This window comes from Pseudomonas sp. DE0010 (genome assembly GCF_007680745.1).
Taxonomy (GTDB): Bacteria; Pseudomonadota; Gammaproteobacteria; order Pseudomonadales; family Pseudomonadaceae; genus Aquipseudomonas; species Aquipseudomonas parafulva_B.
This window is the reverse complement of record NZ_VEJQ01000038.1, coordinates 1-15,704: the sequence shown is the minus strand read 5'-3', so window position 1 is coordinate 15,704 and position 15,704 is coordinate 1. Positions and strand designations below refer to the sequence as shown.

The 15,704-nt window shown below is 56.7% G+C and carries 11 protein-coding genes; 8 read left to right on the top strand and 3 right to left on the bottom strand.

Annotation, left to right across the window (positions count from 1 at the left end; translation table 11 throughout):
* Positions 1-11: 11 nt before the first annotated feature.
* Complete coding sequence (locus FS767_RS20915; RefSeq protein WP_144967997.1) at positions 12-1,196, top strand: DUF4236 domain-containing protein; 1,185 nt, start codon at positions 12-14, stop codon at positions 1,194-1,196.
* Between the two features lie 235 nt (positions 1,197-1,431).
* Here FS767_RS20915 and FS767_RS20910 read toward each other — a convergent pair whose 3' ends face one another.
* From FS767_RS20910 to FS767_RS20900, 3 genes are all read right to left on the bottom strand, one after another.
* Positions 1,432-2,694 carry a VWA domain-containing protein gene (locus FS767_RS20910; RefSeq protein WP_144967995.1) on the bottom strand — a complete coding sequence of 421 codons (1,263 nt, stop codon included), beginning with the start codon at positions 2,692-2,694 and terminating at the stop codon, positions 1,432-1,434.
* Between the two features lie 105 nt (positions 2,695-2,799).
* Complete coding sequence (locus FS767_RS20905) at positions 2,800-3,348, bottom strand: DUF1523 family protein (protein WP_144967993.1); 549 nt, start codon at positions 3,346-3,348, stop codon at positions 2,800-2,802.
* Positions 3,349-3,559: 211 nt separating this feature from the next.
* Positions 3,560-4,645 carry a lysozyme inhibitor LprI family protein gene (locus FS767_RS20900; protein WP_144967991.1) on the bottom strand — a complete coding sequence of 362 codons (1,086 nt, stop codon included), beginning with the start codon at positions 4,643-4,645 and terminating at the stop codon, positions 3,560-3,562.
* Positions 4,646-5,608: 963 nt separating this feature from the next.
* Here FS767_RS20900 and FS767_RS20895 point away from each other — a divergent pair.
* The 7 genes from FS767_RS20895 to FS767_RS20865 all read left to right on the top strand — a co-directional run bounded on the left by FS767_RS20895 (position 5,609) and on the right by FS767_RS20865 (position 15,578).
* Positions 5,609-6,796 (top strand): hypothetical protein, encoded by a 1,188-nt coding sequence (locus tag FS767_RS20895; protein WP_144967989.1) that lies wholly within the window; start codon positions 5,609-5,611, stop codon positions 6,794-6,796.
* Positions 6,797-7,433: 637 nt separating this feature from the next.
* Positions 7,434-8,702, top strand: a complete 1,269-nt coding sequence (locus FS767_RS20890) for a hypothetical protein (protein ID WP_144967987.1) — start codon at positions 7,434-7,436, stop codon at positions 8,700-8,702.
* Between the two features lie 24 nt (positions 8,703-8,726).
* Positions 8,727-9,578, top strand: a complete 852-nt coding sequence (locus FS767_RS20885; RefSeq protein ID WP_144967985.1) for an SH3 domain-containing protein — start codon at positions 8,727-8,729, stop codon at positions 9,576-9,578.
* Between the two features lie 8 nt (positions 9,579-9,586).
* Entirely contained in the window at positions 9,587-10,789 is a 1,203-nt protein-coding gene (locus FS767_RS20880) for a hypothetical protein (RefSeq protein ID WP_144967984.1), read from the top strand.
* A 9-nt stretch (positions 10,790-10,798) separates the two neighbouring features.
* On the top strand, positions 10,799-11,995 hold the full coding sequence (locus FS767_RS20875) for a hypothetical protein (RefSeq protein WP_144967982.1): 1,197 nt from the start codon (positions 10,799-10,801) through the stop codon (positions 11,993-11,995).
* 887 nt (positions 11,996-12,882) lie between these two features.
* Complete coding sequence (locus tag FS767_RS20870; protein WP_144967980.1) at positions 12,883-14,025, top strand: glycerate kinase; 1,143 nt, start codon at positions 12,883-12,885, stop codon at positions 14,023-14,025.
* A 305-nt stretch (positions 14,026-14,330) separates the two neighbouring features.
* Positions 14,331-15,578, top strand: a complete 1,248-nt coding sequence (locus FS767_RS20865) for a TerD family protein (RefSeq protein WP_144967978.1) — start codon at positions 14,331-14,333, stop codon at positions 15,576-15,578.
* Positions 15,579-15,704: the final 126 nt, after the last annotated feature.

The window sequence follows — 15,704 nt, the reverse complement described above, 5'->3', positions numbered from 1 at the left end:
AGGATAGGGCTATGGGTCTACGTTTCTCTAAGCGGATTACGATCGTGCCAGGTTTTAGGTTGAACCTGAGTGCAACAGGGGTCAGCGCGTCAATCGGGCCGAAAGGGCTGAGCATGACCATGGGGCGCAATGGCACGTTCCTGAATGCCGGTCTACCCGGAACGGGCTTGTCCTACCGCCAACGGTTAGATGGCGGCCGCCAGTCGGCGTCCACTTCTTCCGGTTCATTAGACTATTCAGGGCCTATCAGGATCAGCGTGCAGGTTGACGGAACGCTGTCCATTGTCGATGACACTGGTAGCCCGCCACCTGCTGCAGTGGTGAGGCGCGTGAAGAGTGAGCAGGCTGCAGAGATTGAGGCGCTGCTTACCAAGGCTGCCGAGAAGCTGAACCAAGATCTCGCTGATTGCCTGAGTGTTCATGTCGGCACTCCCCGGCCGGGGAGTCTGCCGGCATTACCACCTCCTTTTTCGATGCCGATTCCGACGGCGCCGGCGTCAGTTGAGCCTGGCCTCATTGATAGGCTCTTCAGGTCTGGCAAGCTCGAGGCTGACCGCCTCACCAACGAGCAGATCTACCAGCAGGATCTATCGGAGTGGGAGGCAGCCCGTGACGCGCATGACAATGAGCGCTCGGAAGCTGAGAAGACCTTTCGCCTGGCTGCGAAGGGATTCAGCGCTCACATGGAGAAAGCGCTCGATTACGTGCTGAGCGGCATAGCCTGGCCCAAGGAAACGAACGTTGCCTATCAGTTCACTTACGATGCAGCCGGGATAGCCTTGGATGTCGATCTACCTGACGAGGGTGATACCCCGCGGCGTACTGCCGAGGCAAAAGGCAATGGAAAGCTCACCTTCAAGACACGAAGTGATGCCCAGGTGCGACGGGACTTTGTGGGGCTGTGCTACGGCTCTTTGTTCAGGGTCGTTGGCGAGGTATTCGCGCTTCTGCCTGCAGTCAATCGCTGCCTAGTGTCAGGGTACGTTCAACGAAATGACCCGGCGACCGGGCGCCTCGAGGAGCCCTATATCTTGTCTGTGGTCGTGCGGCGCGAGGACTGGAACCTTTTGGACTTTGGCCGCATTGAGCACATAGATCCTGTGGGTGCGCTGAATAGCTGGGGTGCTCGGGTCGACTTGGACCGTGCTGCGCGCTTCCGGGAGATCCAACCGTTTGACCTTGACTATCTGGGGTGAAGGGAGCCGCGGCTACGTGTTGGCGTACGCGCTTTTGGGGAATCAGAACGCTGAAGCAGGTACGTTGATCCATCCGCCGGGCTGAGGCAGTGCCCAGCGGGAACATCCAAACCAAATACGAAAAAGCCACCTCGTCCCTTGCGGATCAGGTGGCTTTTTTTATTTCATGCGCTGAATTGGTGCGAGGATTCGGAACATCTGAAATTCGTACGGTTCTCGCTGAAAAATCAGGGTATCAACTGATGATTCCCTTCGCTTTCGCCTCTTTGAGCCAGCCCGGGAACTCTTTCGTAAGCTTGTCGTACAGTGCGTCTTCGGTGAGGTCGTGGAGGTCATCCATAGCGAAGAAGCTGCAGTTGTCGACAACGCGACCTGGCATATCATCAAGTCGCTCCAGGATGCCGTAGCCGTTTCCGCCCAGGCCGACAAATTGCCAGAAGAAATTCTTAGAGGACGCTTCGATCATCAGTTTTGTGATTGCGCGATTCTCATGAACACCGCCGTCGCTGATGAAGATGATGTAGACCGGGGTTTTGTCCCCGCTTTGGTTGTAGTAATCCATCAGGAGGCGCATCGCCCGTGGTTCGTCATTTACGCGCTGGCCCACATCCCACTTCCGCCAACCACCTTGCTCAGTGTCGATGTAGTCGCTGTAGTTGGAGAGAGTGGCTGGCGAGAGGTGAACTGGCTTGGCCCCAAACCCAAAAACATCCAGCTCGCCGTCATCATCGAAGGCTACCGCGAGTGGCATCAGCCGGTTCATGGCCTCTTGCACTCTGCCTCGGCTGTACTGGCCATTCATTGAACCACTCACATCAAGCACGAAGGCTAGCTTCGCTCTCACCTTGGTGAGGTTGTTTTTCTCCAGGCTGATCTGAGCTTTCTTTGCCAGGCTGAGCAATGCTGGCGCTTGGGCTGCGACCTTCTTCTCTAGTGAGAACGTCGCCTGGACAAGAGGCGGCGCAGCTGGTGCTTGGGCCGCGGGTTCGTCGCTCACCTCACCGCCGAAGTGGCGCACAAGCGCGCTCAAGCCTTCTTTGAAGCCCTGCAGGTTGGCGAGCATACGCCACTCGCCACCCTTGCGGTAAATGTCGGCAACCATAATCGCCTTTTCCACGGAGAAGGTGCTGCCGGAAAATTCACAGGTCGCGGCGTTTGGTGCGCCAGGTCCACTGACGACAAAGCGACTTGATGAGATGTCTTTCATGGCACCCGCGCCGTCGATCGCCGCGGTGAACACCAATCGATCAATCGTTGCCGGCAATGCGCCCAGGTTAATTTCGAACTGGCCTGGCCCAATCAGCCGGATGGCATCACCAGGTGAGGAGGTTTGGTTGAAGAACACCATGAAGCGGTCGTCGGACAGCTTCGATTGCTGATCAAGCCCGAAACAGGCTACGTCGATCACATTGCTTGACTGAATGGAGACCGCAACCGTGAGGCGGTCAGAAATACCTATGCTGGACAGCGGCAGGCGCTGGCCCTGTATGATTTGCATACTGCGTCCTTGAGAAGTCAGGTCCGGCGGTTGAGAAGCCAGGACGGCGTCCTGGCGGTGCCCAACACAGCTTAACGTCCGGGGGGATAACGGCGAAGGTAAAGCCTACTGGTTCGGGACCATTGGCCTATGCCGGGCGCGAAGCTTTCGGCGGACGAGGAGGGTGATCGCAAGCACTAGAATGAGCAGCCCGCCGAAGAATAGGTATACGAAAACTGGGAAAGGCTCCGTGGTACTGGTTGTGGCCTTGATGTCGGTGATGTTTGGGAACATCGAGAAGATCTGGAAGCGCCACCCGTAATACCGGATGACCGCGAGCTGGTTCGCGTCACGCGAGTAGTCCTGGGCCTTAGCCTGCAGATCGGCGCTATCGAATTTGAAGTACCACGGGAATCCCCAACCGGTATCTTCATTTCGATAGACCGCTACCTCACGTTTTGCGTCGGTAGAAACGGTGTTGATGAAATAGACATCTCGGGTTGGACCATCGGCCGGGTTTTCAGCGCTGATCACACCATCCGCATCCATGCGCTTCACCTCAACGCCAGTCACATGAACGACCTCATGGCGCGGCAAGTAGAAGTGGAGGCACAAAGCGATTGCCGTAACCAGCACCAGGCTGAGGATTCCAAGCGAACGTTTTACCCAGGGCATCTAAGTGATCACTCTTTAGAAATTGGCAATATGCAGGGAAACTGAGGCGCCTGCGCTGGAGAGTTGTTGCAAACTACTTCAGGCCGGTCGGACGGAGAAGATGCTGCCATATCAGGGTGAATGGGCCTAGCGATCTCCCACCCGCCTTGATACATGGCTGACACTAATGGGTATGACGCGCGTGCGCTGTGTGGCGCACGGCGGAGGGGGCTTACGTTAGTGCAGGCACCCGATTGAACTCGAGGCACTCACCCACGGGGGTGAACTTTGGGTTTCGACAAACCCATGCAGTAAGAGCTGTGTACGCAGCGGAGAGTGACGTAATCAGCGCCATGATCGCCTTTCGCTCACGCCGATTGCGCGCATCGGCTCTGGCCTGAGATTCGCCCTTGCGTCGTGCGCCTCCGTTGAACAGCGAGGCAATTAGCATCCCGATGACGACATAGAAGACTGAAATCAGGGTCAGCTTCGCCACCAACGTAAGGAAGATGCTCAGCCCCCCTCTGTTGTTTTTCACCGTGGCGTAGACCGCATAGGTAATCGAGAGGACGAAGCCAGCTACCATCGAGAAAACGGAAACGACGCCAGGCATTTCGAGCCATTTACACACCCCAGCGGTGACGATGCCGAGTGCAGGAAGAAGGTTAGTGATTAAGGCGTCGGTGTAGTCGCTGTAAATGGTTGCAGTCCCACGATGGTGGCGTACAACAGACCAGAAGGAGAGCAGTAGGCCCAGCACCAGGGTGTATTTCCAACCAGGACCATTGATGAACCACGTAGCTACGGGATTCGATTGTTGTTGAGCATTAGCGCTACCCGGGCGGGCTGCCGGCAGTGTGGATGCTTGAGGAGGAGTGCGTTGTGCCATCTGCGCTGACTGGCGCTGCTGATTCGCCAGGGTCGCTGCTTGTCTATCGCGCTCGGCGTCCGCGGCGCGACGTTGTGCGGCTTCCCGTTCTTCTCGGGCATTCATTGCCAATACGCGTTCGTCACTCGCTATACGCTCCAGTTCCTGAATCCGACCTCCAAGCGCCTTATCCAGGCACTTCTGGTCTTGGCATTGATTTCGGATCTGAAGCCACTGCCTTTGCGATTGACGAAGCCCCTGTGGGTTGGAGGACGCTGCGACGGCCTTCTTGTATGTACGATCGAGAACTCCATCCATTCCGGATAGGTAGCCATCTCGGCATATCTCAGTCTCTGCGAAGCCCGACGCTTTTGAACAGTCGAAACTTGCTGCTGAAACGCTTCCTGCGGCCAAACCCAGTACCAGCGCGATTGCGCCCTTTGTAAGCATTTTGAACTCCTTTAAAGACAGCTATTCCTGACCCTCCATCTATCGGCTGGCGGGCGATGTAGTAAAGAGCCATCGTGGCATTTTGTCACTACAATTTACTGCCTGATAAACCGTCTTCGAGTCACGATTAAGGACAAGCTAGCTACGGGGATGGCTTGGGTTTGTCCGCTGAGCATACAGCTTGATCCACGTAAGGCGGTCGTGGCCTGGGCATGCGGTTACAATGGAGTCTGCCTGAGCGGCTATTGACCTGGCCGCCGGGCGCACGCACCCACGGTTGACGAAAGACCTGCAGACAAATGACCCCACTTTTCCGGCTTAAGGCGACACATGAGATTTCGACCTGAACTGAAGGGCAGTCCAAACGGTACGTTGCCTGATGAAGCTATTCGCAAGTACGCAGCGTACTTGTCATCCGAGACAGTGAATGTCACTCACGGCGGTTTTATGAGTCGGGCCCCGATTCTGCTGGAGTACTGGAGCGACGGGGATCAGTTTTCTTTCCGCTTCAGTCCGCCGGCGTTGAGGTTTCTTGAGGAAGCTGATCATTTACGCTTGGAGTTGGTGGCTGATCTCTTCTCAGGTATTCACCCTTAGGCGGCGCCATCGGCTGTAGCGGCCATTTTGAAAGCTCACAAGACAGGAGGACTGGCCCATGCCTTGCGACTGCTTGCAAATGAGGCAAGAACCGCGCGGTTTGAGGACAGACCCAAACTCCAAAAAATGGCGGGTGAGATGAGTGTGAGCTTTGAGATGCAGCGCCGCGGCGTTCGATTTTTTCCTAAGCAGGTCGTTCGAAGGGTGACCCGAGATGCAGCCAGATCCTTTGGATCATTGCAAAGCTCCAATGAGCCTGGCCATCAGTAGTTCTTGGATTGCACGTGGTGACCAAGGTGAGCCTCCACCAAGGCCCATACACTGTCCGGCTTTTAGCAAGCGGGGCTTCCTCAGTTTAGGTTGATCATGGCCATCAATATTTCACGCCAAACACTTACCAAGCTGTGCGAGATACTTGTTGAAAAGCGCAATACCTCAGCTCGGAGGGAGGGGCTGACGAGATTTGAACGTGAGGCTCTGAAGGAGGGAGTAGCCAGGAACACGGACATTGGCGACTACCTGATTACCACTGAGGCACGAGCTTTCTCAAGCATCGAATACATCTTCGAAGAGTTGCTCGTTCTTTTTGACATTGCTCAGCAGTCTGTTGGCCGTCGCCCGGTCGATCCTGACGACGAAATCCCTCTCACTCAAGCTCTCAATGCCGTCGACGCAACTGCTCTGATCATTGGCTTGCAACAGGTCGGCCTTCAGGTAGACCCGTCTCGGCTCGTTCGGGAGCTGACAGAGACTCTTGAGGGTAGAGAGGTGCTTACAAGCAATGAGCTTGAAATCGTTCTCTATGATCACTACGTCGGCCGCCGCCGCACAGTGCTGAATGCAGCTCAAGGTCCAATACACCCGTTGTCGCCCGAGACGACTCACCAAGACGAAGCAGGATACCGTTTCACCATGAAATGGGACGGGGACGCTGTGGTCTGGCTTGAAGTCCTGGGCCCAAGGTATCGGAATCCAGAGCATCAGGAGCACACGGTATGCGAGTTCTGCGGACATTCGTACTACACGAATAACACGCAGGAGGCTCGCATCCATAGTGAGGTGCACAGTCGTAAGAAGCAGATGATTGACCCCCAGCCAGATGAGCAATTTGCAGAGCGATTGTCCACCCTCGGACGGGCTGGGGAACTCGTCGATCAGGGCTCACCCCTCTGGATGCATGGTGCTGTCTGCGATCGAGCTTTCGAGTTCAAGCGCGAGTTTAAATACGACTTTGTACAGTGGGATGGTTCCTCGACCAGGCGTGCAGGGGAGGATTGGCGGGGCTGGCTCTTTGCTGCAGACGACATGGGTGCGATTGCGGGAGCGTGCGGATTCATGCGCCTCGACGGCGCCGTTGATGGGCCTGAGTGGTCCTTGCAATGGATTTGGTTAGCACCGAAGTACAGGCGCGCCGGCCTTCTGGAGGCAAGGTGGCCATCGTTCCTGCAAGCCTATGGTGACTTCGACATTGAGCGGCCGCTTTCGCCAGCAATGAAGGCCTTCGTTCGAAAGCACGGTACCCAATCGCAACAGGCCGCTCTGCCTGCTGAGTAAGCTCATCATCCGCCGCGCCGACCTTTGTGTAGTTGGACGGACATTTAGCGCCGCAAATCGTCCGTTCTTCTGATCTTCCTGCCCGGCGACATCTCAACAATGCAAGCTTGCCTAAACCACCCGCCCAAGGCGGTATAGGGCGTGCATCCGCAGTCCCATTAGCTCGACCCAATTCTGTACGTCCAATTTGGGATGACACATGCCCTGAAGCCGGTATCCTCCTGGTCTCTTACGGAGCCAGCTGGAGGGCTACTTGTCGCATTCAAACGAAAAAGGCGGTCTGGAGCACCTGGTGCACCTTCAAGGCATCCAATCCTCATCCCGCTAGAAGAGGTCGACCCTCTCCTGGCGCTAAATCGTCTAGAGCAGCGTGTGGGCTAGCGATCACGGTCAAGCTCAGCGGGCCGCAATTCAGACACATCTCTAGCGTGAAATCATTATGATATTGCCGCGGACTGCCTGAGAGCTTCAATAGCAGGGTAGGAACCTCTTGAAACCAGAAGATCGGCAGTTAGGTTCAGGGATAAAGCTTGATTCTCACCTGGTTCGGCACACTGCTTTTGGATAATACGAAGCTTTTGGCTTTCTGTGCTGCAGGTGCCGCTTCTACACACCAACACTGACAAGGAACCGTTGGATGCTCCTAGTTTTGCTCGCGTGCCTCAACGCTGTCTGTTTGCTAGCTGGCCTCCTCTTCAACGCTGAGCTCCTAAACGTCGCCGGCGCGGACATACCGCTGAAGAAACTGCAGGATCTCGAAATATACAGCCAGATCCTGGCGTCAGTGACCGTCTGCCTGACAGGCTGGCGAGTGTGCATCTGGGCTCATCGCCGTTGGGGAGGAGAGAAGTACCTCTGGCACAGCGTGGGAGTGATGACATTGGTCGCCGCTCCTGCAACGTGGTGGGTTCAGGGTGAGGCGCCGGATCTCATCGCTGAGAAATTCCCTCACACCCTCCGGGTATCCAGCCTTTACGCCTATGTGACCAAAAAGGGGCTGCTCTACGATTCCATTCAAATCCCAGGGCTTCCCTATCAGAATTACCGGGACCACGGCGAGGGCAAGGCATTCATTGCAAACCTCGGGATTTTGATGAGTGCGCAGGGGACCTACGTAGAGAAGATCGACGGGAATTTCCCAGCATTTGCTGAGGCCGTTTTCAAAGGTTACACACGCCGCAACGGCGATGCGCTCTACGAGCGCCTCCAAGCTGAAGTGGTTCCAACCACTCTGGATATCATTCGCGCGTATGCCCAGCTTGAAGCACTCCGGTTTACTGGCATAGGCAATAGTGAGTGGAAACCCATCCGGCTGCCCAAGCCTGGCGAGGACCTCGGGTTTGAGCCAACAGTTGCTGAATACGCCCAGGCGATCAAGCCAGGCCTGCGTAGTCGGCCGCAGGTCGCTCAGTCTCCTGAGGTCCTGTACATGGCCAGCCAAGCGCTAGGGCCAATCTACGTGAAGGGGATGAACGTGCTTGCCAGTCGCGAGCAGTTCGAGAGGTACCTTCCGCAGATCGCCCGCAACATGGCCACCGATGTTGCGCACACCGACATCCGTGGTGAGCAAGGCCTGAATGTGCTCAAAAACATGTGGTTCGTCCCCTGGTCGCTGTTGAGCGGGCTCTTTCTAGGAGCACTCAACCTGGTCGGCCTGATCCTGTCCGCCTGCGAGCGGCGGGGACTGATTCGAGGCCGCCAGTGGCTGCTGCGTACCGTCTCCATCGCTGCAATCGTGGTTATCCCCCTAATGGCCGGCAATGCCCTGGTGCAATCTGAAGGGTACAAGAAGGCCTTCCGCAGCATTGATCACGGGCCGACTCTGGTTGCGGGTGTTTTTCATTGGGCAATGAGTGCTGAAGCAATGCTCTACAACCTCACCAAGCCACTGCTTAAAGCAGAGTGACTGTTCGTAAAAAGGAGTTTCAACGTGCGTAAGAAGTTTGTCGCCACTTGCTTGGCTATCGCCATCGCTAGCACGACCGGGTGCGCTCAACTGGGAATCAACAAACAGCAGGCCGGTACGATCATCGGCGGCCTGGCTGGCGCTGTCGCTGGCGCGGCAATGGGTAAGGGCACCGGCAAGATTGTGGCAATCATCATTGCCGGCAGCCTTGGCAGCTACCTTGGTAACCGTATCGGCGCCAGTCTCGATGAAAAGGACCAGCAAGCCTTGGCGCTGCGTACCCAGGAAATCCTCAACCAACCTGTAGCCCCCAACCGACCCACCACCTGGGCGTCGGACCATTCTGGGGCGACTGCTGAAATTGTGCAGGGCAAGGAGTTCACCCAGACCAAAGTCGTCGAGGTCAAGCGCGCCCCTACAATTCAGGCCGTACCCTCGATGCGATTGATCAACGAGCCTTACGTGACCAAGTCGAGCGTGAATGTACGATCCGCCCCGAATTTGAAGGCTGGAAAGGTCGGCGGACTTGCTCCGAGCACAGAGTTCACCGCGGTAGGCTCCACGGGTGATTGGGTTTTGGTTGGTCGGAAAGGTGTCACTGTCGGATACGTGCACAAGTCCTACGTACAGCCGAAAGAGCAGGCCGTAGCTCAGCGGGCGGCACCAGCTGCCCACTTGGACGATATGGACGTGAAAGCGAGCAAAGAGACCCAGGCATTCGACCTGGACTCTATCCAGACTCTGCAGACCCAGCAGATCGCGGCAGAAACATCCTGCCGCCCGGTGACTGTGAGCCTAAAGTCCGCAAGTGGCCAGCCTGAGCAGCAGCAGAGCACCTTCTGCAAGCAGAACAACGGCACTTGGGAACTGATCTAAGGACAGCGATGAAATATAGCGCTCTCGCGCTGGCTGTGGTTGGAGCATTCGGTCTTGTGCCGGATGCCCTATCTCACGAGTTGGCATTTTCGAAGAAAGACCAGGTCATGGTTGAGGTCCCTGGTACCGCGGATACCTGGTGTAAACCGGACATTGAACTAACCATCTCGAGGGCCTCGTGGGACAACCAACAAACTCTTGAGCGTTTGGTTTCTGTGCTACCGGTCGTCCTCGGGAAAGATTGCCCGGCGGCTAAAGTAACGTGGAAAGCCGTCGACGCATCTGGCAAGCCATATGCGAGCGGTTTTGGTAACGCTGCGAACCTGGGTATCGTTTCCTTGGCGCAACCCCAACTACGCCAAGATGGCCCTACCACAGCTCTCTCCTCGGCCGCCTCAACAGTGGTACCTGAAGCCGCAGCTGAAACTCAAACAACGGCTGGCACTGCAGCGTCGACTGAAGGGGTGAATTCTCCAAAGGCGGAGGCAACAACACAGAGTGTTGCAACAGAGCCGGTACCGGCCCGGGCACAAGATGAGCTGGCAGCTGTGACAGGGGACACAATCCCCGCGGCGGTTGTCGATGCTGTGGCTACCGACGGCGACCGGTCGGTTGTGCTCAGTAACACCCAGCTCGCACAAGTCGAGGACGGGGAAGAACGGGCTCAGGAAGCACGACGCCAGATGGAGCGCATGGCAAACCTGCACACTCGGGTGCTAGCGCGTTACGAACAGCTCAAGGCCAGCCTGAAGGAGACCAGCGGGCACGAGAGTGAGGCGCTGGCACAGCTTGCAGGGATCAGGGCTCGATTTAGCTCCCCGTTGGCCATGATGGACCCGGGCAGTTCAATGAGAGCCAGCCCGATGATGGTTCACGTGACTGGCCATGAAGGTGATTACTATCAAATCGACTTCCCAGGCCCAGGCCGCTTGAAGTCCGATCGGAAGCTCGGGAATGAATGGTACGTCCTGCAGGCAGCGAACCTGACCCCGGTCGCTCCACTCGTGGGTGCTAAAGCCGTCCCGACATTCAAGATCTACTCGGCCGAGGAGCCGGAGCCTTGTAAGCAGGCGAGCTGCGCGGAGCGCGTTTCATTTGGCGCAGTGCTAGGCGGGGAGTTTCCCGATGCTGGAATCGATTTCAGATGGACCCCTGATGTATCCCAGCAGCACCTGAACGCCTGGAAGAACGCTTCCGCACAAATCCAGTAAGGCATCACGATGACCATCTTAAAAAACAGAAAGGCCCAGCTGATTTGCGCTCTCTCCATGGTGGTGCTGGGCGGAGCTTCAATCGCCGGCATGATGAACACTGGCGGGAAGAAGGCCCTCGCTTACTACGAGGACTTCAAGCAACGGTTCTACCTCCAGGATGTCCTCGCTGAAGGTGACATCTCCTACAGCATTTTCTCTGGGAACCTGACCGTCGAGAACCCTGAGATTCGCCTAATTGCTGCCCGAGCCAATGGAGCTGAGCAGTTCCTGCGTGGGCTGTACGGACTATTCGGTGCCTCCCTGGATGGGACCACAGAAGGCGGCCTGGCTGATTGGGCAAAATACCAGGTTGGATCAACAGTCGGCCGCGGCACTGCTGGCGCTTACATCCATGCTGATGAGTTGAAGCTCAGCCACAGTGGGGATAGTAAAAGCGGCAAGATTCGTATCCAGCTGTTGGGTGTGGACCAGAGCAACCAGTACCTGTCGCACTTAGGGTCAGAAATGGTCTTGGTCTCCGATGTACCTGATGAGGTTCAGCCTGGTGATGAGGTGGGGCCGCATGGGGAAGTTGTGAAGCCCAAGTACTCGTGGGGTGCCAACATGGCAGTTCGATCATCGGTGACGGGTTCATTTCTGATTGCAGCCTCGGGGGAGTTCGGAACCAAGGTCGACCTGGATCTAACAATCACGCGCTCCGACGACGGAGAAGGGACCATGAGTTTTGTGGTCATTCACCGTATCGATGGGAACGAGGTGGGCCGGATCGTTCGCGAAGCTCGGTTCGCTGCCCTGCCTGAGCTGGACGCCGTCCAGGAAACGCTCAAAACAGGTCTGACCGCCTTCATCGTCGGCGCCTACGACAAAATCGCTAGCCAAGCCATCCTGACTGACGCTGCCGGCAGTTTCGCTCGTAAGGTCAAGGTTGAGAGCTATGCACTGACCTATAAGGGATTCGAGTCGCTCAAGGTGCCTTACAGCCAGGCTGGCAATTCGGGCGGTGCGTTCTGTGATTCTGCAGGCCTCGCAACTTGGCAGAGCGATTTCGGTAGCAAGGGTAAGACGCACAGCGATTCGGAGTGTGGAATCGCGTTGGCCTTAGCGAAGAGCGGCTCGTTTGAGGAAACCTACACGTTCCGTCCTGAAAAGACCTTGTTTGCATCGCTTTTTGTCACCCCTGGATTTGACCTCCAGACCAATTAATCTGGCACCTGCGGCCCGGTATACTTGGGTTGCAGGAGGGTCACGTCGCGCATTTTTTTCACGAGATTCATGGGCAGCACTAATACAGAGGAATGTAATGGAATCGTTGGTTGTTGGTGCATGGGGCGTCGTGATACTTGTGGCGTGTGGGTCGGTGGTCTGGATGACAATGGTTACGGTTGACGTAGTCTTTGGCATCATGAGCCGAAGGAGCCTTCGCACAGACCTAATCAACGCTCTCAAGAAAGGCAGTCCTAGCTGGAGCCAAGTTTGTACCATGGCTGACACACGCCACGTAAACATGTCGAGCACTGAGTTTCTCATCAAGACGCTTATCCGGGATGTGGTAGCCAACAGGTTGACTGGCCTTGATGGCAAGGTATCGGTTCTTGAGGCCCTTCAGGAGGAACACCAGAAACAGTTGCCCTTTGAGGGCCTACCTACACAAACCAGGTTCATGATGGATCGTTTGAGACTTCACCTAGGCCCCAATGGATCAGACCTTTATCCTTTGGCTAACCATGTCAGAGACCTTCTGAAGCACCAAGAACCAGCAAATCGACGGCAGCGTTTTTACACGTTTGGTGGCTTCGTTGTAGGCATCGCTGGCATTGCATTCGGGGCATTCACATTCATCTTTCCTCCTGCAGCGGCACCTGCTAGTGCCGCTTGTCCAGCCCCGCCCGCAGTTTCCGTTCCTAAGGATGGACCAAAGCAGCACCCGTAATTGGACGGTTAGGCCGGGGCACCTTGCCCCGCACCCTTTGTCGACCTGAACAAACGCCAGCCCCTTTTTTTGTCACCTCGAACATGGAACCTGCCATGGAACAGGCTCATGATCGGGAAAACACAAAAAGACCTGACCGATTGATCAAGGATTCCCAAAGATGAAAGTCGTCATTGCCCCCGATTCCTTCAAAGAAAGCCTTTCAGCTGAGGCCGTTGCTGCGGCCCTTGCGGAAGGGGTACGAAAGGCCTTCCCCAACGCTGAGATTGTGACCGTTCCAATGGCTGATGGCGGGGAGGGTACTGTCGCAGCTGTTCTCGCCGCAGCCGGAGGCGAACTGCGATCCACCCAGGTCAACGGGCCACTTGGTACGGAGGTCACGGCTAGCTGGGGTTGGCTTGCAAATACGCGCACCGCAGTGATCGAGATGGCTGAAGCCAGCGGCCTCCACCTAGTGCCTGTCGGCCAGCGCGACGCAACGCGGACCTCCACCTATGGCACTGGCCAACTCGTTCAAGCGGCACTTCAGGCTGGGGCTCACCGGATAATCATGGGTTTTGGAGGAAGTGCTACCAACGATGGTGGGGTAGGGATGCTTCAGGCTCTTGGGGCCAAGTTCTTGTGCGATGCCGGTACCGAGTTGCAGCCTGGCGGTTTGGCCCTTCAGCAGCTGGACCGCATCGATCTGTCAGGTATGGACCCACGTCTGCAGGACATCCGATTCGAAGTGGCATGTGACGTTGACAACCCGCTCACCGGCGAGAGAGGCGCCTCGCATGTCTTCGGCCCACAGAAGGGTGCAACGTCTTCCCAGGTCCGAGAACTGGATTCGGCGCTGGGCGTTTATGCCGACATCGCTGCCAACTTACTGGGCAAGGACGTGCGCAATTCACCAGGAGCCGGCGCTGCGGGTGGAATAGGATTCGCAGCGAAAGCATTTCTTGACGCAAGCTTTCGCCCGGGTGTGCAACTAATCGCCGAGCTGGCCGGCCTGGCTGACGCGGTGAAGGGGGCCGACCTCGTAATCACCGGGGAAGGTAAATTGGATCAGCAAACCTTCTACGGCAAAACCCCTGCAGGCGTTGCAGCTGTTGCAAAAGCGGCGGGAGTACCGACGATCGCTATTGCCGGTACCCTTGGTGAGGGCTACCAACTCCTGCGCGAGATTGGTATCTACGCGGCGTTCTCTATCACCGCCGGTCCTATGACGCTCGAGCACGCCTGTAGCCACGCCGCGGAGCTGCTCCGTGATCGAGCGTTTGATGTGATGAATGTTTGGACTCTCGGCGGTGCGAACTCATAAGGAATCGACGAGCTAACTGCTCAGGTTTAGTCCACGACTTGCTATCGTGCCTTCGCGCGCGACTGGCAAGCGCGGTACCGAAGGCATAGGCCAAATGCTGATCTAGAAGACCCCTTTTTGCCCCTCGCCTTTATTCCCCACGCGGGCGGCTTCAGCCCGCTCGTGATTTCCCTGCCGCATTCTGGCTTCCCTCTGACGGCCGGCTGGTTAAACTGGCCAGCAGACTGTCATTGCTTGAATGGGCAAGGACGTATGCAGCTGCCCGGCGGCCCCCGCCGGCATATCAATGGAATAGGCGACCAACTTTGACTCAATCCCTCAAGCCAGGTGAGAACACAGGACTCAGCGTAGCTAACGGACTTGTGCAGGTAACCCATGCGGCTGGCGCAAATCTCGATGTGAACCTGACCGCTTTCTTGCTGACAGACGCTGGGCGCGTCGAGGATGACAGTGGCATGGTGTTCTTCAATGCCCCAGTGCACGCCTCTGGCTCAGCAACATTCTCTCCACCGAGCAATCAGGCAGGCATGGTACGGCACAGCATCAGTTACGACCTGAATCGACTCCCGGCCGGCATCAACAAGATCGCGATCACCCTGACGCAGGACGGCAGCGGCGGTGGTTTTGCACAGGTCACGGAGCTCAGTGCCCAGGTAGTAGTGGGCGACCAGGTCCTGGCGCTAACGCCTGATGCCTTCCAGGGGGAGACGGGCATCACTGTGCTTGAACTCTATGTGCGAAATGGTCAAGCGAAGGCCCGGGCCGTGTGGCAAGGATTCGCCTCGGGCCTGGCCGGCCTCTGCAACATGTATGGGGTGGAGGTCAGCGATGAACCTGCACTGGTCGAGCCAGTAGCTGCACAGTCCAAGCCGGTGAACATCACCAAGTCGGTCATCACCTTGGACAAGCCTGGAGTTGCCCACAAGGTCTCGCTGGAGAAGGGCGCTGCAGCGCCAAAGACGATCAAGGTAAGCGCTACCTGGGTGGACAATGGAGATGGTCGGGATAATGACGACCTTGATCTCCGTGTCGGCATACTTCGTCCTGACGAACGCATGTCAATCATCCAGGCCCCTGACAAGCGGGGGGCGTTCGATTCTGACCCCTACGTTTTCCATACGGGCGATGTGGTAAGCGCGAGTTCTTCTGCCCCTGGGATAGAGAGCGTTGAGATCAATCCGGCTATCTCGCATCGCATGGGTGGGAGGGTGGCACTTGTTTGCAGCGTGTACTCTGCAGTCGACAACGGTGCTGTCTCGGTAGCCTCGCTGAAGCCCAAAATGCGCATGGAGTACGGCGATCAGATAGTGGAGTGCGCTTTCGAATTCAAGAGCGGATTCTTCAGCAGCATGGTGTACACCTATGTTCTTGGCACCATTGAGATCGATGGTGATTCCATCACGATAAGCCCGAGCGGCGTCACCTCAAGGACGGGATCCGAAGCCACACCCTGGCTGACCCGTAAGGGTGACAAGGTCGAGTTAACCATGGATGGTCCACACGTATTCAAGGGCCGGCCGATCGAGCGAAGCGGCAAGAAACAGTACATTTGAGTTGGGTCCGGCACGCTTCTTTACGCAGGAGTGTGCCAGCCACATCGTTGACGAGGCTTGGGATGTGGTCTCCGATCTCTTCATCGAAACACGCAAGCGTGGCCGGCCTCGAGTGAGTGACCGGCT

What these genes read in the sequence shown, in the direction of transcription:
- FS767_RS20915 (WP_144967997.1), top strand. Translation starts at nt 12, where the DNA reads ATGGGTCTACGTTTCTCTAAGCGGATTACGATCGTGCCAGGTTTTAGG.
- FS767_RS20910 (WP_144967995.1), bottom strand. Translation starts at nt 2,694, where the DNA reads ATGCAAATCATACAGGGCCAGCGCCTGCCGCTGTCCAGCATAGGTATT.
- FS767_RS20905 (WP_144967993.1), bottom strand. Translation starts at nt 3,348, where the DNA reads ATGCCCTGGGTAAAACGTTCGCTTGGAATCCTCAGCCTGGTGCTGGTT.
- FS767_RS20900 (WP_144967991.1), bottom strand. Translation starts at nt 4,645, where the DNA reads ATGCTTACAAAGGGCGCAATCGCGCTGGTACTGGGTTTGGCCGCAGGA.
- FS767_RS20895 (WP_144967989.1), top strand. Translation starts at nt 5,609, where the DNA reads ATGGCCATCAATATTTCACGCCAAACACTTACCAAGCTGTGCGAGATA.
- FS767_RS20890 (WP_144967987.1), top strand. Translation starts at nt 7,434, where the DNA reads ATGCTCCTAGTTTTGCTCGCGTGCCTCAACGCTGTCTGTTTGCTAGCT.
- FS767_RS20880 (WP_144967984.1), top strand. Translation starts at nt 9,587, where the DNA reads ATGAAATATAGCGCTCTCGCGCTGGCTGTGGTTGGAGCATTCGGTCTT.
- FS767_RS20875 (WP_144967982.1), top strand. Translation starts at nt 10,799, where the DNA reads ATGACCATCTTAAAAAACAGAAAGGCCCAGCTGATTTGCGCTCTCTCC.
- FS767_RS20870 (WP_144967980.1), top strand. Translation starts at nt 12,883, where the DNA reads ATGAAAGTCGTCATTGCCCCCGATTCCTTCAAAGAAAGCCTTTCAGCT.